Here is a 23,220-nt window from a genome sequence, read left to right as displayed (position 1 = left end):
CTTTTTTGCATGACTGGAAATTCCGTTTGAAGTTTCCAGCATTTCCTGTATAATAATATCCATAAAATTAAACTGGAAGTTTACTTATATAAAACTTTATCTACTTCATGTTTACTATAAGTAAACTAATTGAGGGTAAATAGGATGCAAATTGGAAAAAAAATAAAAAACCTTCGCTTGAAAAAAGGATTGACCCAGGAAGAATTGGGAGAAAGAACGGATTTAAGCAAAGGATATATTTCACAGTTAGAAAGGGATCTTAGTTCCCCTTCCATTGAAACTCTTTTCAATATATTAGAAGTACTCGGCTGCAAGCCGAAGCAATTCTTCGATGAAGAGGATCAGGTCCAAAAAGTAGTGTATGAAGAAGAAGCACAAACATTTTTTATCGATGAGGAACGAGGGTATCAAATTCAGTGGCTTGTGCCTGAATCGAATGAGAAGGAAATGGAACCGATTCGCCTGACCCTTCAGGAAAAAGGGGAATTCAAACAATTTGAACCATCCTTGTCGGAAACATTCGGTTATGTAATAAGCGGAAGAGTCATTGTAAAGCTTGGTACACATACGTATTTCGTCAAGGCAGGTGAATCAATTTATTTTCATGCTTCCGATGAACACCAAATCATCAATGATTTTGGGGGTCCATCCGAGTTATTGCTTGTGGTGACGGAATCATACTTATAGAATTCAAAGCAATTGCTATCGTCTATGTAAAGACGGATGAAGTAAGGTAATGGAAAGAGGGAAGTAGCTATGGCAAACGAGAATATAATACACTTCGATCAGGTTACGAAGCAATTCGATGATGATACGGTAGTTCTCGATAATGTTAGTTTTGAAATCGAGAGAGGGAAGTTCTATACGCTTCTGGGTCCTTCAGGCTGTGGGAAGACAACGATCCTTCGCTTGATTGCCGGATTTACGGAGGCCTCCAAGGGTGATATTTACTTTGAGGGAAAAAAGATCAATGATGTGCCAGCCAATAAAAGGCAAGTAAATACAGTATTTCAAGATTATGCACTTTTTCCGCATTTAAATGTTTTTGAAAATGTAGCATTCGGTCTTCGCATCAAAAAAATGAAAAATACCGAAGTGGAAATAAAGGTGAAGGAAGCCCTCAGCTTTGTTAATTTGGAGGGTTATGAAAAACGGGAGATCAGGGAAATGTCCGGCGGTCAGCGGCAACGTGTAGCGATTGCCAGGGCGATAGTTAATGAACCGGAAGTCATCCTGCTGGATGAACCGCTATCTGCCCTTGATTTGAAATTGCGTACAGAAATGCAATATGAATTGCGGGAGCTACAACAAAGACTTGGAATCACGTTCATCTTCGTCACTCATGACCAAGAGGAAGCATTAGCGATGTCAGATGAGATTTTTGTCCTTAACAAAGGGAAAATTCAGCAAAGTGGGCCCCCTACGGATATTTATGATGAACCGCTGAATCGATTCGTTGCCGATTTCATTGGTGAGTCGAACATTGTAAAAGGAAAAATGATTGAAGATTACCTAGTGGAATTCGTCGGCAGACAGTTCGAATGTGTAGACCAAGGTTTGAATAGCGATGAAGCTGTTGATATTGTCATCCGCCCGGAAGATTTAGAGATTACTTCCGTCAATCGCGGGAAACTGCAAGTTCGGGTGGACTCTCAGCTATTTCGCGGTGTGCATTATGAAATCAGCTGCTATGATCATGATGGGAATGAGTGGCTTGTCCAATCAACGAAGAAGGCAACAGTTGGAGATGAAATAGGTCTTTATTTCGATCCCGAAGCGATTCATGTCATGCGATTGGGTGAAACTGAAGAGGAATTCGATAAGCGTTTGGAAGCGTATCATGATGGGGAAAGTCATGCAGAATAAACTATCACGGAATATTTATTTCATACCCTATGTCTTATGGATTGCTTTATTCGTTGTCGCACCCATTTTGTTAATCCTTTACTATTCCTTCTTCGACATTGAAGGTAATCTTTCTTTGATTAACTATCAAAAGTTCTTTACACCAGTATATTTAAAAATGACTTTAAGCTCATTTTGGTATGCTTTCCTCATTACGGGAATATCCCTTTTAGTGGCTTACCCTACCGCATATTTGTTAACGAAAACCAAGCATAAGCAGTTGTGGCTTTTGCTGATAATCGTGCCTTCCTGGATTAATTTACTCTTAAAGGCTTATGCCTTCATTGGCATTTTTGGCACGTATGGTGTGGCGAATGGTTTTCTGGAGGCAGTAGGAATCGGAAAGCAGCAAATTCTCTTTACGGATTTCAGCTTCATATTCGTTTCGGTTTATATATTCATCCCGTTTATGATCTTACCGATATTCAATGCGCTGGATGAAATGAATCCCACCCTTTTGGATGCGGCCAATGACTTGGGAGCGTCCCGGTGGATGACATTCCGCCGCGTCATTTTTCCTTTGACGATAGATGGTGTAAAGACGGGATGCCAGGTAGTCTTCATCCCGGCACTTTCATTGTTCATGCTTACAAGACTAATTGCCGGTAATCGAGTCATTACGCTTGGTACGGCTATCGAGCAGCACTTCCTTGTGACACAGGATTGGGGAATGGGTTCCACAATCGCGGTATTTTTGATTATTATAATGTTCCTGATTATGTTTGTAACGGGTAACCGAAAGCAGGGTGTGTAAATTGGGTAGTAAGTTATCACCAATATCAAAAGGGTTTCTCGTTTTGATTTTTCTCATACTCTATGCACCGATTTTCTTTTTAGTCTTTTACTCGTTTAACAGCGGTGGAACGATGTATGACTTTAAAGGGTTCACCATGGAGTGGTACAAGGAGTTGTTCCAAGATACAAGGCTGTTGATCATTGTATTGAATACGCTTGTGATCGCTTTATTATCTGCACTGATCGCCACGATCATTGGGGTGATTGGAGCCATTGGAATTCGTTCCTTTACGAGCAGTAAAGCTAGGAATACGGTATTGTCATTGAATAATGTATTGATTGTCAGTCCCGATGTGATTATCGGTGCTTCCTTCCTGATTCTATTCACAATGGCTGGGATCAAGCTTGGATTCTACTCAGTACTGTTGTCGCATATCGCCTTCAGCATCCCGATCGTTGTGCTGCTGGTCCTTCCGAAACTTCAGGAAATGAGCCCTACCTTAATTGATGCGGCCCGGGATTTAGGGGCAAGCCGTTGGGATGTATTGACGAAGGTCATCCTACCATACATCTTACCAGGTATCTTTGCTGGTTTTTTTATGGCTTTGACTTATTCACTTGATGATTTTGCGGTTACGTTCTTTGTGACCGGTAATGGCTTCTCCACTCTATCAGTGGAAATCTATTCATTGGCCCGCCGTGGTATTTCATTGAATATCAATGCACTATCGACACTGCTGTTCGCCTTGACACTATTGTTGGTTGTCGTTTATTACTTTATAACTCAACGTGCAAGGCAAACGGGAATGGGGGGGAAACGATGAAAAGGCTGGTCCAAATGTTTTTAATCATTTCCCTCGTATCCGCCTTGCTGCTATATGCGATTTCAAGATTGAACTCATCACAGGGGTTTACGAGCAATAATACGCTTACCATCTATAATTGGGGCGATTACATCGATACGGATCTAATCGACCGTTTTGAAGAAGAAACGGGTATAAAGGTCATTTATGAGACGTTCGATTCAAATGAGGCAATGATGACTAAAATTGAGCAGGGCGGTACGACTTATGATATTGCCATACCGTCTGAGTATATGATTGATAAGATGAGACAAGAAGACTTATTGGTTCCCCTGGATCATTCCAAGCTACCAAATTTGAAAAATATCGACGAGCGGTTCATCAATCTGCCATTCGATCCGGAGAATAAATATTCCGTGCCTTATTTCTGGGGAACAGTTGGAATTGTTTACAACTCCAAGATGCTCGGTGGCAAAGAAATAACGGCTTGGGCGGATTTATGGGATAAAGATTTAAAAAATGAAATACTTTTGACGGATGGGGCTAGAGAAGTGATGGGCATGGGCCTGAACTCTTTGAATTATTCATTGAATGATATAGATGAAGAACACCTTCAAGAGGCAAAGTCCAAGCTTGATGCACTCACTCCAAATATTAAAGCGATCGTTGGAGATGAAAGCCGCATGCTATTGGAAACCCAGGAAGCGGCGATTGGGCTTGTTTGGTCCGGAGTGGCTTCTGAAATCATGGCTGAAAATGAAGATCTCGAATATGTGGTCCCTAAAGAGGGGTCCAATTTATGGTTTGATAATATGGTCATCCCGAAAACAACCAAAAATGCCGATGCGGCTCACCAGTTCATCAACTTCATGCTGGACCCAAAAGTTGCGGCACAGAATGCCGAATATGTAAGCTACTCGACCCCTAATAAAGAAGCACTGAAATATATGCCTGAAGAAGTGGTGAAGGATGAACGTTTCTATCCATCACCAGAACTGACAGAGAAGCTGGAAGTGTACGAAAACCTTGGGAAGAAAAACTTGGCCCATTACAACGAACTCTTCCTTGAGTTTAAGATGCATCGTAAATAATATAAGAAAAGCATGGTGTAAAGGTATCCCCCTTATACCATGCTTTTTTCTGAGTTTTTGACGTATGATCTCCGTTGCTTCGCCACCATTACCTATATATCAAAAGTCAATATAACGGTATAATTTAGAGCTTTGTAATAATGGATTTATAGCAATGTAAAATGTTAGTAGGCCAGAAAATGCTCTAAAATATCAGTAGGGATATAAGTATGTTAGTATAATGATGGGAAATACCACAGGTGGAACTAATATTTCCAAGCTATCATAATAGAAAAATTAAGGGAGAGCATTCATGAACCTATTAAGAAGCACGAAGGCATATGTTTGGGCAGGGAGCACTTTAATCATTGCCGGGATCATGGCATTTGCGATGATTTCGTCTACGGAAAAGAATAAGACAATGGCAAGTATCGATGGCGAGAAAATCAGTAAGGATGAGCTGTATGACGCGCTTGTTGCAGAGTACGGAGCAGATACTTTAGACCTGTTAATTACGAATAAATTGGTTGAATTGGAAGCGGAAAAAGAAGGAATTAAAATTAAGGATGAAGAAATCCAAAAAGAAATAGATACCATGGCTGAGTCCTATGGCGATGAAAAGTCGTTAAAAGAGCAATTGGAAGCAAGCGGTTCGTCCATGGAAGCCTTGAAAAATGATATCGTGGTTTATCTGCAAACGAAAAAACTGATCGAACCGAGAATTACCGTTACAGACGATGAAATCAGTACGTATTTTGAAGATAATAAAGATACATTTGCACAAGCTGAACAAGTGGAAGCCAGTCACATTTTAGTCGAAGACGAAAAAACGGCTAAAAAGGTTGAGAAGGAAATTGCAGAGGGCGGTGATTTCGCTAAATTGGCAGCTGAATATTCCACTGATACAGAAACGGCGGATAACGGTGGAAGCTTAGGATACTTTGGGAAAGGGAATATGGTGGATGAGTTTGAAGATGTTGCCTTTGATCTTGATATAGGCAAAGTCAGTGATCCAGTCAAATCCGATTATGGTTATCACATCATAAAAGTAACCGGTAAAAAGGAAGCAAAAAAAGCTAATTTAGAAGACAGTAAAGAGGAAATCAAGGAAACGCTTCTTTCTGAAAGATTACAAGAGGAATATCCAGCTTGGTTAGCTGAAGTGAAAAAAGATCATGAGATTACGAATAAAATAGAGGGTTCTGAATAAGGTTATCAAGTGAAATGATATATGGAACAACAAAAAGCTGGGGCGTAATAAAATGTACCCTATAGAATAGACACTTTGAAAAAAGTCTATCCTGTAGGGTACTTTTGTTTATGATAAGAAAAAACACGTCGGAGTGAACTAAGATGACCAAACGATTATTTGCGGAGAAAGAACAAGCACAACTAAAATGTAATCCTCATGTTCAAGCTGTTAGTGACAAGGCCATCACGTACACAGATCATTTTCGTCGAAGAAAAAAAGGTGCGTGTCAAATTAAAATGACGTTAGAAAATCAGTATCAAATCACTTACAACTTAAAAGAATTCGTCGCATTATGAATAAATTTAATAGGATCTGCCCGATCTGAAAAGCGAATCCTTATCGCCGAATGGCAAAAGTGACACACGAACACCGTACTTATCCAAACCTCCTACAGCGTCCATTCAAACAAGGTGTCGCAGGCAAAGTATTATTAACGGACATCACTTACTTAACTTACCATCACGGCAAACGTGCTTATTTGTCGACCATTAAAGATGCCGCCTGCAAAATACAGACAGCATCTCCTTCAAGTTGCCTAGCTTTTTTTTAAAATGTCCTTTACAAAGGGACACTTCATAATGCCTCAGCTTTTTTATATATTAGAAGTTCGATGAAATTGATTTTTGATTGGATAATCCTGATTTTGTAACGACGTCATCGCTCTCTTTTTCACTTTTTTTATTATCTGACTTCAATGATTGTGTTGGTGTTTCCTTCAGTTGTTTACCGGCAACGACCACTTTTGAGCTGATGTCCTTTAATTCATTTGTTGCGTCCTTAGCTGTACCAAGGGCGTTAGTGGAGATATCCTTTACTTCGGATACTTTACCCACCACGTCTTCATTGACGGTTTCATATAAGGTTTCAACGTCATCTATTGCCTCTTTAATCGTCTCTGTTGCGCCTTTGACTCCTGATACCATTTGTTCCTTCATTTCGCCCGGATTCTCCTTGACCTGTTCAATCATATTCATGGAATTGTCTTTTAAAAGGACGGCTGAACGCTTTACTTTATTTCTTGTATTGGAGTCAAGCAAGGTTAACGCACCACCAACAAGTCCTCCAATTAGAATCCCTTTTAACAGTTTGCTATTCGTTCGAGTTTCGATAGTTGTTTGAGTCATTTATATTTCCTCCCTTAGAATAGTAGATTGTTTGCTTACTTTGGTTTTCCCTTATTTACCATAAGTTAAACTAGGAATAATAAACTATTATGGGATTGATATGTTAAATAAAACAGTAGTAAGCTACATATAGTTTAATGATTGAGCTACTTTTTGAGAGGTGCAACAATGACAAATGAAAAATTTTCTGGTTTGATTGATCGGTATATGGAAGTGTACTTCTATGTCAATAAGATGGGGGAACTTTTGCTGCGATGATGCCGGCTGGGGTTTTATCACTCTTGGAGACTGCCACGTTAATATTGGTGGGGCTTGCTTTATACGCGTTTGTCATCTTGCCGTTGTTCAGTAATGGTTGCAACGTTTGGAAACGCGAATTGGTGGCCATTTTCGAAAAAAAAAGGATTAAAAGGGACTATAAAATAAAGAAGGCATTCGAATGGATGCCTTCTTTATTATTTCATCATGTGGAACATAAAAGCTTATGTATGCCATTTTGGCTATATCGATTCACAATTTGGGGATTCTTGTTTTATATTTCGCGATAATCTTTTGATTGTGTTCATCCGCCCCTTCGATATTACTGCTTAGAAATACGGGAGGGGTCACTCCTGATTCAATAATCGTTTCAATGACTTGTGTGAAAATCATATTGAGAAGGACGGCCCCGATTACGGTCGATCCGGAACCAAAGGATATATTATTTGATTTCAGCAATGTGTCACCTTTGGAAATATGATTGTCTAAGACCAAATCAACGACATCGTGGAGATAAAGCTTCTTTTTATGCCGTGAAGGACAACTGTTTGCATACTCCGGTGATGTAAGTCCAATGACAAAGGCGCCCTTTTCTTTTGCGATTATAGCTACATCGATAGGAACGGGATTCACACCAGACGATGAAATGACAATACAGACATCGCCAGGACGGATATCCTCATCAAGCATGAATTTCTCAGATAGGTCATTTTGCCTTTCGAGTTGCGATGACCTAGATGCTCCCTTAAAAAGCATCAAATCTTCAACGAAAATAGGATGAATGGCGGCTAACCCACCTGCCCGGTAGAATACCTCTTCCGTCAAAATATGAGAATGTCCGCTTCCAAATAGATGAATGATTCCATCCGACACCAATGCTTTCGAGATATGTTCCACAGATTCCTTAATTGATTGCTTTTCCTGTTCTCCCACAATTTTGAGCAAAGCCTGAACTTCTTCAAAGTATGAATTCATATATGTGACACCCTCCGATTACCTTTAGCAATTAATAGACTCTAGTGATTGGCCCTTCTGTATATCAAAAATATTCAAGATTATCTGGTTATAGTGATAGTAAACTTATACCTGTCTGCACGATAAGCCGATTTAACATATTCAAGAGGGGTTCCATCTATTAAAAATGTATTCCTTTGAATGAATAATATGGGTGAGTCCTTTGGGATCGCTAAATGGGTCACTTCCAATTCAGAAGCAATCGCTGATTCCAATGTTTGTGAAGCATAGTCTATTTTAAGTTTAATGTAATTCTCCACATATTGGTAAAGGGAAAGGTTAATGATTTCTTCCGTTAGTCCTTTAATTAAATTAGCAGACATGTACACGGTCTCGAGTGCCATTGGAACATCATCAGCCAAGCGAATGCGCTTTATTTCATAAACGGGAGCATGAAGGGAAATGTGCAATTCACTGGCAATTTTCTTATTAGCCGGAATGATTTCAAAGCTCAGCAGCTTACTGCTTGGATTTAACCCCCTGGCTTTCATATCCTCTGTAAAGCTGGTCAACCCATTGAGCTGCTGCTCCAACTTCTTATCGGCGACAAAGGTTCCCCTTCCTTTTTGACGGTATAAGTATCCGTCATTCACCAAATTATTTATGGCTTGCCGGACGGTCATCCGGCTAATTCCGAATTGCTCGGCATATTCGCGTTCAGATGGAAGGGCATCGTGCGCTTGGAACTCACCGTTTTCTATTTGTCTTTTTATTTGTTCTTCGATTTGAAAATAAATCGGAAGAGGTGAGTTTTTATCAATCATCGACTTTCGCTCCTTTTAGGGTATTATCACTCCGGATAACGCTTTTTGGTCTGCGATAATTGTAACATTATTATGTTTTTTTAGGATAGATGCAGGGAATTCCTCTGAAATGTCACCGTGTATCAATTTCTTCAAGGTTTCGGCTTTTTCTTCACCAGATATCAACAGCAGAATTTCTTTGCTTTTCATGATTGTTGAAATGCCCATCGTAACGGCATGTGTAGGAACTTCGTCGATGGAATCGAAATAACGTGCATTCGCTTGACGCGTGGATTCTTCGAGTGTCACGACATGTGTACCTGATGTAAAGGAAGTTCCAGGTTCATTAAAACCAATATGGCCATTTTGCCCAATGCCAAGTATCTGAAGATCGATCCCTCCGACGGAATCAATCATTTCATCATACCGTTTACATTCTCCGTTGGTGTCATCTGCTGTGCCATTTGGCAGGTGAGTGCGCTCTTTACTTATATTGATGTGAGTGAATAGGGAGTCATTCATATAATAATGGTAACTGTTTGGATCATTTGGTTTTAAGCCGATATACTCGTCAAGATTAAAAGACGTTACATGTTCATAAGAAGTATGATTGCGCACGTGATCTTCAATCATATTATCGTACATTCCTTTAGGGGTACCGCCTGTTGCAAGGCCCAATTTGATATTAGGATTTCCTTTGACTTTTCCGATCAATATTTCTGCGGCTGTCCGGCTCATTTCCATGTAGTCCTGCACTTGTATGATATTCATTATACATTCTCCTTTTTAAAAGCCAAATTTCCTCTGCAGAACGTCATTTCAACGTCCAAGCGGTCATTCAATATTACAAGATCGGCGTCTTTGCCGACCTGGATGCTTCCTTTTCTGTCAAAAATCCGAAGTTGTTTGGCAGGGTTTTCCGCAGTCATTTTTATAATGTCAGTCATGGAACAATCGGTATATTCCATTGTGTTCTTGATGGCATCGTTCATTTTCAATATACTGCCGGCTAGTGTACCATCTGAAAGCGTTGCTTTCGTTTCGTTAACATACACAGGCTGACCACCTAAATCATAGGTTCCCTTTTCAAGCCATTTGGCACGAAGCGAATCCGTTATCAAGATCATACGGTCGCTGGTTATTTGGTTATATGCCAGCTTGATCATTTCCGGCCTGCAGTGAATGCCGTCAGCAATAAGTTCAACATATAGCTCGTCTCGAAGATAAGCAGCTCCCAAAACACCAGGTTCACGGTGATGGAGTCCCCGCATCCCATTATAAAGATGTGTAACGTGGGTAGTCCCTGCTTGGATTGCTTCATCGATTTGGTCATATGTTGCATCTGAATGTCCAATGGAGGCGACGACACCAGTTGCCTTTAAGTGAGCGGCAAGATCTAATCCGTTTGGTTGTTCAGGAGCAAGCGTTACAAGCTTGATTTGATTTTCGGCCATTTCCTGCCACCTTTTAAATAGAGTGACATCAGGGTCAACGATATGCTCTTCAGGCTGTGCTCCTTTACGGACCGGTGAAATGAAAGGACCTTCTAAATGGATTCCAATTATTTCAGCGTGTTCTTGAGATTGATTTTCAATATATTTACCAGCATTAAGTAGTGCTGATTCAATGGCTTCGGTAGTTTGAGTCATTGTAGTGGCCAGAAAGCTGGTGGTTCCTTCTTTGGGAAGAGTCTCTGCCATTGTGGATAATGCTTCATATGTGGCATCCATTGCATCGGAATTGGATGCTCCGTGGATATGAATGTCGATGGCACCGGGAATTACCTGGTAATCTGATGAAAGAGTAATTACTTTAACATCATCGTCATGTTTGTATTGGTTTAATGGCCCAACTTCGGCAATTTTTCCATCCACGACCTTAATGTACCCATTTTTGTATGTTTCGTTTTCGCTATGAACTATCAGATCATTAATAATGAATGTTTTCATACATAATCTCCTTTGTGAAAGTAAAACTTAATGAATGAGTCATGAATTGGTCTCTTATATTTTGCCCTCATTTTATCGTTTTTATTAATAGTTGTCTAGACCAGTTAAGGGGTAAATGATGATGTTTTTCTCTTATATTCTAAGAATATAGTATATTTCCAGATGAATTGGTATAGACATCTATATCTTTTCTGTGCTAGTATAAGCCAAAGAAAAATTATTCTATTGACAAAATGAAAACGCTTTATATGTCTTGTCATTCTGCTGAATTAAAAGATGTTAGGAACAAGGGAGATGAGTTAGATGTTAAATTTTCTACAAAAAATTGGGAAAGCTTTGATGTTGCCAATTGCTGTTTTACCAGCAGCTGCTTTATTGCTTCGGTTAGGGCAACCGGATTTACTTGATATTGCATTTATGGCTGCCTCGGGAAAAGCAATTTTTGATAACCTTGCCATACTGTTCGCTTTAGGTATAGCGATTGGATTATCCAAAGATGGGAGCGGTGCTGCGGCATTAGCTGGTCTTGTTGGTTACTTTGTTTTGACGAATGGTACACAAGCGATTAATAAAGATATCGACATGGCTGTATTAGGAGGTATTATATCGGGTATAGTTGCTGCCTTCCTATATAATAGATACTCTGAAATAAAACTCCCTGAATGGCTTGGATTCTTTTCAGGGAAACGATTTGTTCCGATCATCACATCTCTGGCGATGATTTTACTTGCGGGAATATTCGGTTTTGTATGGCCTCCTATTCAAGATCTAATCAATAACGTTGGAGACTGGATTACAGGTGCAGGAGCTTTAGGTGCTGGCGTATTTGGCGTATTGAATCGCTTATTGCTTCCAGTAGGTTTGCATCACGTCCTGAATAGTATGGTATGGTTCGTATTTGGTGAATACAATGGGGCGACCGGTGATATAAACCGTTTCTTCGCAGGTGATCCAACTGCTGGACCTTTCATGACTGGTTTTTTCCCAATCATGATGTTCGGCCTTCCCGCTGCAGCATTAGCGATGATTGCAGCTGCTAAGAAAGAGAAACGTAAATTGGTGACGGGGATGCTGCTCGGGTTAGCTTTCACCTCGTTCTTAACAGGAATCACTGAACCGATTGAATTTCTGTTCATGTTCATCGCGCCAGTGTTATATGTAATACATGCCTTATTAACCGGGGTCTCTCTGGCACTTGCTGTTATATTGGATATTCATCACGGTTTTGGATTCTCCGCAGGAGCCATTGATTATTTCTTGAACTTTGGCATTGCGCAAAAACCACTATGGTTAATACCGATTGGCTTAGTATACGCTGTCGTTTACTTCGTGATTTTCTATTTTGTCATCAAGATCATGGATTTAAAAACACCTGGCCGGGAAGATGATGAGGAAGATGTGGAAGAAGAAACTATTGTGAAAACAGGGGATAAATATACCGATATGGGATCGCTTTTCATTCAAGATCTTGGCGGTAAAGAAAACATAAAGCTAATTGATAACTGTGCAACACGCTTACGTTTAGAAGTTGCCGATACAGGTAATGTGAATGAAGCCGCCTTAAAAAGGCATGGTGCGCGTGGTGTAATGAAATTGAATAAATCAAGTGTGCAAGTCATTGTTGGAACGAATGTTGAATTTGTGGCAAATGCGATGAAACAACTTGTCAAGAATGGCGTCGATCCAATCCAAGTGAAAACAGGTCCATCTGCACAAGTGGCAGAGGAAAGAGTGGAAGAAAACCAAGCTTTGGGGGCAAATGACTTTGTCCTTCCAATTGAAGGAACCGTTTTGCCGATAGAACAGGTTCCCGATCAAGTATTTGCGATGAAAATGATGGGCGATGGCTTTGCTATCGAGCCAGTCAATGGGAAACTAGTATCACCAATCGATGGGGAAGTGCTTAGTATCTTCCCAACAAATCATGCATTGGGATTGAAAATGAATAATGGACTGGAAATTCTGATCCATGTTGGCTTAGATACAGTTAAATTAAATGGAGAAGGCTTTACATCTCTTGTGCAAGAAGGTCAAAAGATAACAAAAGGAACACCTCTTTTGGAAATTGATTTAGATTTCATAAAACGGAATGCTCCGTCTACGGTCACTCCTATCATATTCACTAACTTACCAGAAGGAACGGCAGTGAAATTGCAAAAGGCAGGGATCCAGACACAAAACACACCAGGTATCATCCAGTTGAAAAAACTATAAAATGATAGGTGCAAACCTTGAAAAAGGGCTGTCGACAATGTCGACAGCCCTTTTATATGCTGAAATCCACTCACAGAGAGTGGACGGAATTTCCTTCTGGTTAATTTCCCCTTTCCTCACTTCTTGGCTTTACAGGTCGCCTCCGAATGTGATCAAAAAAAAGAGCCTGTTCGATTCAAACAGGCCCCAAACACAGAGTAGGTTTTAAAAACACTCAGCAGAAAATAGTGTTAAGCATTCGAGCATACGCTTGTTATTTCTGAAGCATCAACGATACGCTGAACTTCTGATCCATCGAGTGTTTCTTTTTTCAATAACTCATCAACGAGCTCATCATACTGTTGGCGATTCGTATCAATCAACATTTCCGTTTCCTGAATCGCTTTGGTGAATAATTCCTGCATCTTTTGTTCCTTCTCGCCTTTATTGAAAGTGAGGGTAAATCCATCTTGGAGCATTCCGGTATCGACCATTTGTTCAAGTAGATGTTTCGCCTGCTGTACATCTCCGCCTACACCAATGCTGTGTTCCCCTAAATACATTCTTTCCGCCACGCCGCCCGCTAAAATCATTTTGACTTGATCAAGCAATTCGCTTGCTGTAGCTAGATGTAGTTCTTTTGGTATCGGCGCTACATATCCAAGGGCTTCCCCACGCGGAATGATGGTCGCCTTTCGAACAGAACCAGGCTTTGTCAAAGCTGCAATCAGGGCATGTCCACTTTCATGAATGGCCACACGCCGCTTCGTATCCACATCATTCAAAGTACGTGATGTGGCTCCAAGTATCGTACGGTCAATGGCATAATCAAGATCCTGTTTACGAATCATATCCTGTTCATTCCTCAGTGCATGACGTGAGGCAGTATCGAATAGAGCACTTAAGTCAGCACCTGAGAAACCGGATGTACTTTCAGCCAATTCATCCAAGGAGGCAAGGACGTCCGTTGCCAAATGCTTTCCCTTCGAATGGATATCGATGATTTCCTTTCTTCCTTGTGTATCTGGAAGTGGAACTTGGAAAGAGAAATCGATCCTGCCCGGACGTAGAAATGCCTCGTCGAGCATATCTTTCCGGTTGGTCGCTGCGATGAATAAAATGCCTTCATTTGGATGGCCACCATCCAATTGCACAAGCAGTTCAGTTAACGTTTTTTCGCCTTCTTCCCCGCCATGAGCTTTCCTTTTGCCGGCCAACGCATCCACTTCATCGATGAAAATGACAGCTGGAGATTGCTTACGTGCATTTTGGAAAAGACTGCGGACACGGGCTGCACCGACTCCAACAAACATTTCGTTGAAGGCCGAACCGCTCGTAGAGAAGAAGTTTGAACCAAGCTCTTTTGCGATTGCCTGGGCAAGCAGCGTTTTCCCCGTCCCAGGGGGTCCGTATAATAAAATGCCTTGAGGCGGCTTAATTCCAATCTTTGCTGAACGTTCAGGTTCTTTTAGTGTAGTGAGCGTCTGTAGGATTTCCTGTTTGATTTCGGTTTGCAAACCGCCTACATCATCCATGGTTATCTCTGGTAGAGGCTTAGGGGTGGAAAGGCTTTGTTTCTTGCTGCCGATCCGTAATCCACCTTTTGATCTTTTCTGTATAATGACACCGGTTGTGACGAGAGCCGCCAACAATCCGCCTAGAATCCATATTGCTGATTTATTTGTTGATGAAAAAGAATATTGAACGTTATATGTTTCGACAAGTTTATTGATCATTTGACTGTTGGGAGGAATACTAGAAACGTATTCTCCATCTGGTGTGGAGATGTGAAGAGTGCCATTCTTTTTTTCTTCAATGGTGACAGGGGCTCCATTTTGAGCTTTAATCGTCTTTTCTACAGAAGAAAAAGGAATGACCGTATCCTTTGACTGTGTAACAACATACCAACTGATTCCAGCAATTATCACAATGAAAGCCGTCAAGAACGGCAGCAACTTCGAAACTAATTTAGAGTTCGAATTCAATTTTTCATCTCCTTTAAGAATATATATTCAGTATAGAATTTTTAAACGTTTAATACATAGGTCTTTGTACCCTAAAGTTGAGGTAAATAATGTTAGAGTAAGGAAATGAAATTTAATATTGAAAATTTTAGTAATGGAGTCCAGAATTTAGGGATATTTATTCTAACCTGCATATTAGACTTTTTAAATGCGAAATGCTAAAGTGAAATGGTCTAAGTCATGAAAAAATAAAATGGTAGAAGAGTGTGAAGTTCTATGAGTAAATTTATAAAAGACTATATGATTACGATGAAGGATATCGTTAGAGAAGGAGATCCAATTCTGCGTCAGGTAACGGATGAAGTTAGCCTGCCGATTTCGGATGAAGATCGTGAAACGTTGGAATGCATGATGCAATACCTTAAAAATAGCCAGGACCCAAAACTCCAAAAGAAGTACAACTTGCGTGAAGGCGTTGGGTTGTCTGCAAATCAGATAGGCTTGAATAAACGCATGTTCGTCATGTATTTTCCAGACGAAAAGGGGAAGCTGTTTGAATATGCCCTTGTGAATCCGAAAATTATCAGTCATTCTGCCACAATGATCTATTTACCGCAAAGTGAGGGCTGCCTTTCTGTCGATCGTGATGTTAAAGGATATGTACCGCGTTATGAACGGGTTAAAATTAAAGCGGTGGATGGTAATGGTGAGGAAATAGAGATGCGGCTGAAGGGCTTTGCTGCAATCGTTTTTCAACATGAGCTAGATCATTTGAACGGGATGATGTTTTATGACCGGATCAATACCGAGAACCCTTTCAAGCTTCCGGAAAACGTGGAAGTGAAAAGTCTATAAAAACAGAAAAAAAGGCAAAGCGCCATGCTTTGCCTTTTTTCTGTTTTAATGCCGAGGATTTATTTCTACTGCCATATGCTTTTGCAAATCATAGAATATGGCCATGCTCATTTGCTGATACCCTTCGGAAGTGAGGTGGATGCCATCATCACTAATCAAGAGACCCAAGTCGCCGGAGGATTTAATATGGGAACGGACATCAATCAAAGGCACCTTAAGTTCTTCGGCAAGGTTTTTCAATTGGCGATTATACATCCCATGCCAATGTTCAATACCTCCGACATGGGAAACGAAATGCCCGATTGAATGCCCGAATTTATCAGCTATAGATCTGTAATACCTGGCAGGGTCCAAAGGTGGGAGAGTTAAAAGGAAAGGTGTTACATGCTTGTCCTGAACCTGCTTGACAAGTTGTGTGATATTTTCCAGATAACGTTCGATTGGAACGATGGGCTCATGGTTACCTTCTGGATTCTTGGCTACTTCATCCCAATGGAAGTTACAGTCGTTTCCACCGACCTCTATTAATACGATATCGGGATTTTCCGACATCACGTCTTTCTCGATCCGGCCAACCAACAGGTCGGAGTTGTCATTGAAAACCCCTTTATTCAAAACTTCCACGAATGGCAATGATTCTGTAAGCTTAGTTAAAGAGTTCGGATAATTTTCTTTAATAATGCGAAGCCGTCCCTTAACATAAGAAATGCCTCTGGTTAAACTGTCACCAAAACATACAATCTTCAAACTTCTCACCTCGGTATGTGAATGTGTTACTTTATATTTTAGTAGTAGACTGATTTTTCGGCAATTTTCACCTCCTAAATAGAAGGAATGAAAATAAATAAAAAGCGCTGGAAGTCCAGCGCTTTTATTATTTTAATGATTCCTCATTTGAAGTTGTTTCCACTCTTGTTTTTCCCATAAAGAACACAGTGATTGCTGCAAGACCAATCGGAATGAGGGCCAAGGTAAATATTAGTGAAATCGAATCGGACATCGCATGAACGATTTTATCCAGGACAAAGTCCGGAATCTCGGCACGTGCGTCCGATTGGAAGAGTTGACGTGGGTCCTTGATTAATCCGGCTGTATCCGGGCTTTCTTGCATTCCTTTAAATGCATCCGCCATTTTACTTGTGAACACATTGTTCTGAATCGCCCCATAAATCGTTACACCGAGTGTCATCCCAAAAGAACGGAGGAATGAGTTTGTTGAGTTGGCCGACCCCCGGAATCTTGGTTCCAAATTGTGAATGGAGGCAATAGGCAAAAGGGAGAAGGAAAAGCCCATGCCAAACCCAGTCAGAATCATGTATAAAGTTAATAAAGTCCTGCTGGTATCAGGAGTAATGGTCCCTAATAAAAGCATCCCCGAAAAATAGCAGATGACGGAAATCGTCATTAAGTTGCGAAAGCTTGTCTTTGTATTGAATATCCCGCCAATTGCACTGCCGAATACCGAACCGAGCATCATAGGGGTGAGGATCAATCCGGCATTTGTTGCGGAACCACCGTAAACCGCTTGGACGAAAATCGGGATATAAACGGTTAAAATAATGAATGTACCGCCATAAAGAATGGCTAAAATTTGAGAAGTGGCAAATAATCGCCTTTTAAACAGCCATAATGAGATGATTGGATCCTTTGCCCTTTTTTCGAAAAAGAAAAAAGAAATGAAGAAAACCACAAAGCTAGCAAACAGACCTATGATAGGAGATGAACCCCAGCCATACTCTCCGCCCAGTTCGAGAGCGAACATTAAGCTGATAACGGCAATGACGAGAGTTGCTGCGCCACCCCAATCAATTTTTTGCTCTTGGGTGTTGGCTGACTCCTTGTAATATTTCCAGATAAAAAATAAAGAGATGATTCCAATCGGAACATTGACGTAGAAAATCCAGTGCCAGCTGGAATATTCGGTAATATATGCACCTAAAAGTGGTCCCAATACGCTGGAGGCCCCAAATACAGCACCAAAAAGCCCTGTCAATTTTCCTCGTTTCTCAGGTGGGAATATATCGAAAATGATCGTAAAGGCGATTGGCATCAAAGCTCCTCCGCCTATACCTTGGATGGCACGGAAGATACTTAACTGTACTATGCTCTGGGCCATACCGCATAAAGCGGAACCGATTAAAAAGACTATGAGTCCAAAAATGAAAAACCTTTTTCTTCCATACATATCGGAAAGCTTACCGAAAATCGGCATACTTGCCATCGTGGCGACCATATAGGCAGATGTCACCCATACAAACTTATCGAACCCGCCTAAATCGGAAACGATCGTTCCCATTGCAGTCGCAACAATCGTATTATCCATTGCTGACATCAAGATACCCAATAATAAACCGGCAACAATGAATCTTTGTTTTTTTTGATCGTTCATTTATTTTCCTCCTTCGCATCAACCAGCTCATGAATTTCCTTTACATGGTTGAAGGGTAAACGTTAAGATGAAACAAAACATTTATCTTGAAAATCAAGATAAATTCAAGTGTAAAAGGGGTGGCATTTTATGTCAAGCGATTATGGGGTGAATGCAGCTCTGTTAGAGAGTTTAACACACAGTTTGCAAAGGTATGGAATGAGATCCGTTTTATTTCAACAAAACATGGCTCAGAAAATAGGGGTGTCCCATACGGATCTAAAGAGTGCTGAAATATTGAATGAAACAGGACCAATAACCGCTGGAGAACTATCCAAAATTACAGGATTGAGTACGGGTTCGGTTACGGCACTGATCAATCGCCTTGAGAAATCCGGTTATGTTAAAAGAGAACGAGATCATATGGACGGAAGACGGGTAATGATTGCACCGATATCCGAAAGACAGGAACAGATTAAATCACACTATCAATCACTCTCTATGGCCACCAAAGATTTATGTTCCGCTTATAATGAGCAAGAGCTAATATTTATCAATCAATTTGTTGAGGACATCACAAAAATCATGGACAAAGAAAATGACAAGTTAATGAGTGAGCGTTAGAGGTAGCTGAAAGAACACTGCCTTTTTTTATTTTTAGCCGCTGTAAGCTTTTTATATACGGAAGGGAAAAGGTAAAGTGTGTGAATTTTTTCGAAGAGAATGAAAAATGTCGCATTTTCATTAAAATATATATTGATAATGATTTTCATTATCTGATAATATGAATCTACAAATCATTTCTAAGGGAGAATACAATATGAAGAAAGCGAAGGCGACATTAGCAGTCTTACTATCAACCAGTCTATTATTTGGCTGTACGCAGAAAAAGGAAGAAACTAAGCCAGCAGATGATAACGCCAAAGAAGCAAGTGCGAGTGCGAGTAAGCTTGATGATGTATCTACCGCGTACAGGGAATATGCAATTGGTGAAATAGAAGAGTTCGTAAACGCAACGGAAGAATTTACTACGGCGGTATCTTCCGGAGATATTGAAAAAGCGAAGGAAGCATACGCACCAGCCCGCATGCATTATGAGAGAGCGGAACCAATCGCAGAAGTATTTGGAGATCTTGATCCGAAAATTGACGCGCGTAAAGGGGACGTCAAAGATTCAGAATGGGGCGGTTACCACCGGATTGAAATGGGGTTATGGGAAGAAAACACAACCAAGGGGTACGAAAAGTATGCAGATCAATTAATGAGTGATGTCAATTTGCTTCGTGCCAAAGTTGAAACGGTTGAGGTCACACCTGATTTGTTAATCACGGGTGCAGTGGATTTATTGAATGAAGTTTCTACCAGTAAAGTTACAGGAGAAGAGGACCGATACTCTCATACGGATTTATATGATTTCGTTGCAAATGTAGAAGGTGCAGAAAAGATCTATGAACTGCTTACGCCAGCGCTGAAAGAAAAGGATCCGAAGCTTGCTGCGGAAATCCAAAAACGTTTTGACGATGTATACGGCTTGCTTGAAAAGCATAAAGAAGGAAATGGCTACATCTCATATACGGATTTAAAGGAATCTGAAGTCAAAGAGTTGAGCCAAGCAATTGATGCATTAGCTGAACCACTTTCGCAAATAGGGATTGTAACGGAGGAATCATAATTGAAAGCAAACACGCCAAAAGATGAAACTGGTATTTTTACAAAAAAAGTAAGTCGTAGAAATATGTTGAAAACGGCAGGAGTCGGTGGAATCGGAGTCGCGATAGGGGCATCTGGATTTGGAGGACTGCTGACTCTTTCTGATCAAAAGGCAAAGGGGCAAACTAAAGATATTGTCCCATTTTATGGATCGCATCAGGCTGGTATCACCACTGAAGCGCAAGATAACCTTTATTTTGCATCATTGGAAGTAACGACAGATAATAGGTCTGATTTAATCCAGCTGTTTAAGGATTGGACAGAGGCTGCGGCTCAGATGACAGCAGGAGATTTAATTGGTGAAGCATCTCTTAATACAAATATGCCTCCAAAAGATACGGGGGAAGCGAAAGAATTATCACCTTCCAATTTAACGATTACTTTTGGAGTGGGTCCTACCCTATTTTCGAAAGACGGGAAAGATCGATTTGGTTTGAAATCGAAACGACCTGCTGAATTAAAGGACCTGCCCAAATTCCCTTTAGATGCATTAGAAGAAGAATGGAGCGGTGGGGATATTTGTATTCAAGCATGTGCAGATGATCTTCAAGTGGCTTTTCACGCTGTTCGGAATTTAGTGAGAATCGGGAGAGGGAAAACAATCATTCATTGGGCACAGACAGGTTTTCAACGGACTAAGCAAGCCGATTCACAAAAAACGACACCGCGAAACTTATTTGGGTTTAAGGACGGGACTGCCAATCCGGATAAGAATAATAACAGTGAAATGAATGAGCATGTTTGGGTAAAGGCTGATGATGGGCCTGACTGGCTTATTGGAGGCAGTTATATGGTGGTGCGCCGAATCCAGATGTACATTGAAGTTTGGGACCGCACAATATTGAAAGAACAAGAAAATACGTTTGGCCGACATCGGGACAGTGGAGCTCCACTAGGAATGAAGAATGAGTTTGATAGCGCTGACCTGGAAGCTAAAGACCCAAATGGAAATCGGATCATTCCCAAAGATTCGCATATGAGTCTATCTAGGGGGGACGGAAAAGCAAAGATACTGCGACGTCCTTATTCATATGCAGATGGAATGGATCCTAAAACAGGAAGCTTCAATGCGGGCCTGCTATTCATTTGTTTTCAGCGAAACCCAAGTAAACAATTTATTCCCATACAGGAGCGACTAGCGAAAAATGATAAGCTCAACGAATATATCGTTCACAAGGGCAGTGCCATGTTTGCCTGTTTACCAGGTGTGAAAAAGGGTGGCTATATTGGGGATTCCCTTTTTGGATAAATTGAATTACAAATGAGGACGTGAAAATCGCCAGCATGGATATTATCCGGGTTGGCGATTTTAGTTCATGAAAAAGGAGGGAACGGTATGACCGTTTCTAAATGGAAGAGTGGGATATTGGTTCTAATAGTCAGTCTTTTATTTCTTTCATCTGCTGTAAGGATCGTTTCGGCGGGTGAAAACCATGATCAGCTTTTTGTTTATATTGGCGATAGTTTAATGAAGGTAAAATCCGGGGACCTTAAGGAAGTATCGAAAAATATTGATCTATTCGAGAAAGAATGGAAAACGATAAAAACGGACAGTGAAAGTGCGGTGAAAGTCGACGAGCAACTATCCGCTGTAAAAAGTGCTTTGAGAGAACAAGCCTCAACAGATGAAATCAAAAAGCGGCTATCGGCTTTATCAAGTACTCTTGTTACATATGATACTAATGAAAACCCAGTTGACAAGACGGACTATAAAGAAAGGTTACAAGCGATAATTCCTTTAATAGATGAGTTGGACGCAACGGTAACTAAAGGTGACTTTGATAAAGCTAAAGTTCAATATACGAACCTGCTGAATCAATGGACCGACGCAGAGGTCGTTGTCAGGGAGAAAAGTGTAGCTACATATGGTGAAATTGAAACAAGTATGGCCTTTGTACGAATAGCGATTACACAAGATCCCCCAGATTCGGAAAAAGCCAAAAAGAATCTAATTGAATTGAAGGGTTTAATGGAGGATTTCCTTGCTGGTAAAGTTGAAGAAGGAAGCCAGAAGAAGACCTATTCACTTGGGGATGTAACGAAACTCTTACAAAGTAGTGCAACGGATATTGAAAAGGATGACATCGATTCTGCCGTTGATCAGTTAAATGAAATTTTAACAATTTGGCCTAATGTCGAAGGGGAGGTCTCCACAAGGGACAGCAAGCTTTACAGCGATATGGAAACGAAAGTCCCTACCGCAATCAGCCTATTGCAATCGAAAAAGGTAAAGGCTGAGGAAGCGAAGGGAATCGTATCCGATTTAAACTCAAGGTTACTCCCTTTGATTGATGATACGAGTTATACAACATGGGATGCCGCTCTGATTCTTTTACGGGAAGGATTGGAAGCACTCTTGATTGTGGCTACATTATTGTCTTTCCTAAAGAAAATAGGGCAAGCGGACAAACAAAAGTGGATTTGGACAGGGGTAGGTGCAGGTTTAGTTGCCAGTTCCATATTGGCGGTCATAATCAATATCGTTTTCTCTCAGGTCACGGCTGCGTCGAGCCGGGAATATATTGAGGGAATCACTGGGATAATAGCTGTATTGATGATGTTGACAATTGGTCTGTGGCTTCATAGTAAATCGAATGTCCATGCATGGAACCGTTATATCAGCAAGCAAATGAACCAAGCCATTGCAACGGGAAGCATCATCTCTTTTGCTTTAATCAGTTTTCTATCCATATTCCGTGAAGGTGCGGAGACCATTATCTTTTATGCTGGAATGGCTCCATATATGGAATTAAAGCAGCTGATGAGCGGGATTTTCCTTGCCTTCCTCATATTAGTGGTAATTGGATTCATCATGTTACGCTACAGTGTGAAATTACCGATGACCCTATTCTTTAAAGTCGCAACGATACTCATATATGCCTTGGCTTTCAAGATTCTTGGGGTCTCTATCCATTCGCTTCAGGTTTCGCAAGTGATACAGACAAATACGATCAGTTCCTTCCCATTTGTAGAATGGATAGGTCTCTATCCAACAATGGAAACGCTGGTGCCGCAAGCTGTTTTAATTCTTTTAATCGTATTGGCGACCTATTGGGTTAAAAGGAGTAATTCTTTACATGCAACTGAATAAAAAAATGGGACTGACGTATGTCAGTCCCACAGACTGTAGACAAACTCGATGAAAATCGAGTTTGTCTATTTTTTATGAGTTGTACAATTTGGACGTTGATTGGAACGTAAGGCACTCGCTTTCCGCGGGCGGTCGGGGAGCCTCCTCGGCTTTCGCCTGCGGGGTCTCCCCTAGACGCGCTTTTCC

Annotated in this window: 20 protein-coding genes and 2 pseudogenes; 14 read left to right on the top strand and 8 right to left on the bottom strand. The window is 40.8% G+C overall.

All coding sequences use genetic code 11. The features are described from left to right. The first annotated feature begins 144 nt into the window (after positions 1-144). From ACFX4X_RS15965 to ACFX4X_RS15935, 7 genes and pseudogenes are all read left to right on the top strand, one after another. Positions 145-687: a helix-turn-helix domain-containing protein gene (locus tag ACFX4X_RS15965; RefSeq protein WP_061461143.1), complete on the top strand. Its 543-nt coding sequence runs from the start codon at positions 145-147 to the stop codon at positions 685-687. 69 nt (positions 688-756) lie between these two features. Next, positions 757-1,866 carry an ABC transporter ATP-binding protein gene (locus tag ACFX4X_RS15960; protein WP_061461144.1) on the top strand — a complete coding sequence of 370 codons (1,110 nt, stop codon included), beginning with the start codon at positions 757-759 and terminating at the stop codon, positions 1,864-1,866. After that, the gene (locus tag ACFX4X_RS15955) at positions 1,856-2,659 is read left to right on the top strand and encodes an ABC transporter permease (protein ID WP_089363939.1); all 804 of its coding nucleotides are present in this window, start codon (positions 1,856-1,858) and stop codon (positions 2,657-2,659) included. The genes ACFX4X_RS15960 and ACFX4X_RS15955 overlap by 11 nt, the downstream gene beginning before the upstream one ends. Position 2,660: 1 nt before the next feature. Continuing rightward, entirely contained in the window at positions 2,661-3,464 is an 804-nt protein-coding gene (locus ACFX4X_RS15950) for an ABC transporter permease (RefSeq protein ID WP_377384741.1), read from the top strand. Continuing rightward, complete coding sequence (locus ACFX4X_RS15945) at positions 3,461-4,534, top strand: ABC transporter substrate-binding protein (RefSeq protein WP_061461146.1); 1,074 nt, start codon at positions 3,461-3,463, stop codon at positions 4,532-4,534. Before ACFX4X_RS15950 ends, ACFX4X_RS15945 begins: the two co-directional genes overlap by 4 nt. Before the next feature lie 292 nt (positions 4,535-4,826). Beyond that, positions 4,827-5,723 (top strand): foldase protein PrsA, encoded by an 897-nt coding sequence (locus ACFX4X_RS15940; RefSeq protein WP_377384739.1) that lies wholly within the window; start codon positions 4,827-4,829, stop codon positions 5,721-5,723. Between the two features lie 239 nt (positions 5,724-5,962). Then, positions 5,963-6,267 (top strand): annotated as a pseudogene (locus ACFX4X_RS15935) (IS3 family transposase); the annotation flags it as partial. A 97-nt stretch (positions 6,268-6,364) separates the two neighbouring features. On the opposite strand, the gene ACFX4X_RS15930 reads toward ACFX4X_RS15935, so the two are convergent. Next, a complete protein-coding gene (locus ACFX4X_RS15930; RefSeq protein ID WP_377384737.1) occupies positions 6,365-6,889 on the bottom strand; it encodes a YtxH domain-containing protein in 525 nt (174 codons plus the stop codon). 236 nt (positions 6,890-7,125) lie between these two features. On the opposite strand from ACFX4X_RS15930, the pseudogene ACFX4X_RS15925 reads away from it, so the two are divergent. Next, a pseudogene (locus ACFX4X_RS15925) lies at positions 7,126-7,315 on the top strand (hypothetical protein); the annotation flags it as partial. An 84-nt stretch (positions 7,316-7,399) separates the two neighbouring features. Here the strand turns inward: ACFX4X_RS15925 and ACFX4X_RS15920 are convergent. From ACFX4X_RS15920 to nagA, 4 genes are all read right to left on the bottom strand, one after another. Further along, the gene (locus ACFX4X_RS15920) at positions 7,400-8,122 is read right to left on the bottom strand and encodes an SIS domain-containing protein (RefSeq protein ID WP_377384735.1); all 723 of its coding nucleotides are present in this window, start codon (positions 8,120-8,122) and stop codon (positions 7,400-7,402) included. Between the two features lie 80 nt (positions 8,123-8,202). Then, positions 8,203-8,925, bottom strand: a complete 723-nt coding sequence (locus ACFX4X_RS15915; protein ID WP_377384733.1) for a GntR family transcriptional regulator — start codon at positions 8,923-8,925, stop codon at positions 8,203-8,205. A gap of 15 nt (positions 8,926-8,940) precedes the next feature. Next, entirely contained in the window at positions 8,941-9,675 is a 735-nt protein-coding gene (gene nagB, locus ACFX4X_RS15910; protein ID WP_377384731.1) for a glucosamine-6-phosphate deaminase, read from the bottom strand. Then, a complete protein-coding gene (nagA, locus tag ACFX4X_RS15905; RefSeq protein ID WP_377384729.1) occupies positions 9,675-10,853 on the bottom strand; it encodes an N-acetylglucosamine-6-phosphate deacetylase in 1,179 nt (392 codons plus the stop codon). The genes nagB and nagA overlap by 1 nt, the downstream gene beginning before the upstream one ends. Before the next feature lie 303 nt (positions 10,854-11,156). Between nagA and nagE the strand changes: the two genes are divergently transcribed. Further along, entirely contained in the window at positions 11,157-13,067 is a 1,911-nt protein-coding gene (nagE, locus tag ACFX4X_RS15900; protein WP_377384727.1) for an N-acetylglucosamine-specific PTS transporter subunit IIBC, read from the top strand. Positions 13,068-13,297: 230 nt separating this feature from the next. Here nagE and ACFX4X_RS15895 read toward each other — a convergent pair whose 3' ends face one another. Next, positions 13,298-15,031: an AAA family ATPase gene (locus ACFX4X_RS15895; protein ID WP_377384725.1), complete on the bottom strand. Its 1,734-nt coding sequence runs from the start codon at positions 15,029-15,031 to the stop codon at positions 13,298-13,300. Between the two features lie 255 nt (positions 15,032-15,286). Here ACFX4X_RS15895 and def point away from each other — a divergent pair, with 255 nt between their 5' ends. Beyond that, entirely contained in the window at positions 15,287-15,865 is a 579-nt protein-coding gene (def, locus tag ACFX4X_RS15890; RefSeq protein ID WP_089363926.1) for a peptide deformylase, read from the top strand. 45 nt (positions 15,866-15,910) lie between these two features. Here def and ACFX4X_RS15885 read toward each other — a convergent pair whose 3' ends face one another. Both ACFX4X_RS15885 and ACFX4X_RS15880 read right to left on the bottom strand, forming a co-directional pair. Beyond that, a complete protein-coding gene (locus ACFX4X_RS15885; RefSeq protein ID WP_377384723.1) occupies positions 15,911-16,612 on the bottom strand; it encodes an SGNH/GDSL hydrolase family protein in 702 nt (233 codons plus the stop codon). Between the two features lie 127 nt (positions 16,613-16,739). After that, positions 16,740-18,254, bottom strand: a complete 1,515-nt coding sequence (locus ACFX4X_RS15880; protein WP_089363928.1) for an MDR family MFS transporter — start codon at positions 18,252-18,254, stop codon at positions 16,740-16,742. 129 nt (positions 18,255-18,383) lie between these two features. On the opposite strand from ACFX4X_RS15880, the gene ACFX4X_RS15875 reads away from it, so the two are divergent. The 4 genes from ACFX4X_RS15875 (at position 18,384) to ACFX4X_RS15860 (ending at position 23,034) form a co-directional block, all read left to right on the top strand. Beyond that, positions 18,384-18,857, top strand: a complete 474-nt coding sequence (locus ACFX4X_RS15875) for a MarR family transcriptional regulator (RefSeq protein ID WP_061461159.1) — start codon at positions 18,384-18,386, stop codon at positions 18,855-18,857. A gap of 196 nt (positions 18,858-19,053) precedes the next feature. Beyond that, on the top strand, positions 19,054-19,905 hold the full coding sequence (gene efeO / locus ACFX4X_RS15870; protein WP_125162462.1) for an iron uptake system protein EfeO: 852 nt from the start codon (positions 19,054-19,056) through the stop codon (positions 19,903-19,905). Then, complete coding sequence (gene efeB, locus ACFX4X_RS15865) at positions 19,906-21,192, top strand: iron uptake transporter deferrochelatase/peroxidase subunit (protein WP_377384720.1); 1,287 nt, start codon at positions 19,906-19,908, stop codon at positions 21,190-21,192. It abuts the gene before it with no gap. An 87-nt stretch (positions 21,193-21,279) separates the two neighbouring features. Further along, the gene (locus ACFX4X_RS15860) at positions 21,280-23,034 is read left to right on the top strand and encodes an FTR1 family iron permease (protein ID WP_377384718.1); all 1,755 of its coding nucleotides are present in this window, start codon (positions 21,280-21,282) and stop codon (positions 23,032-23,034) included. Positions 23,035-23,220 lie beyond the last annotated feature (186 nt).

The sequence above is a fragment of the Peribacillus sp. YIM B13481 genome, assembly GCF_042787985.1.
GTDB classification, from domain to species: domain Bacteria; phylum Bacillota; class Bacilli; order Bacillales; family DSM-1321; genus Peribacillus; species Peribacillus simplex_A.
Note: the sequence above shows the minus strand (reverse complement) of the source record. Positions and strands in the feature narration are given on the sequence as shown.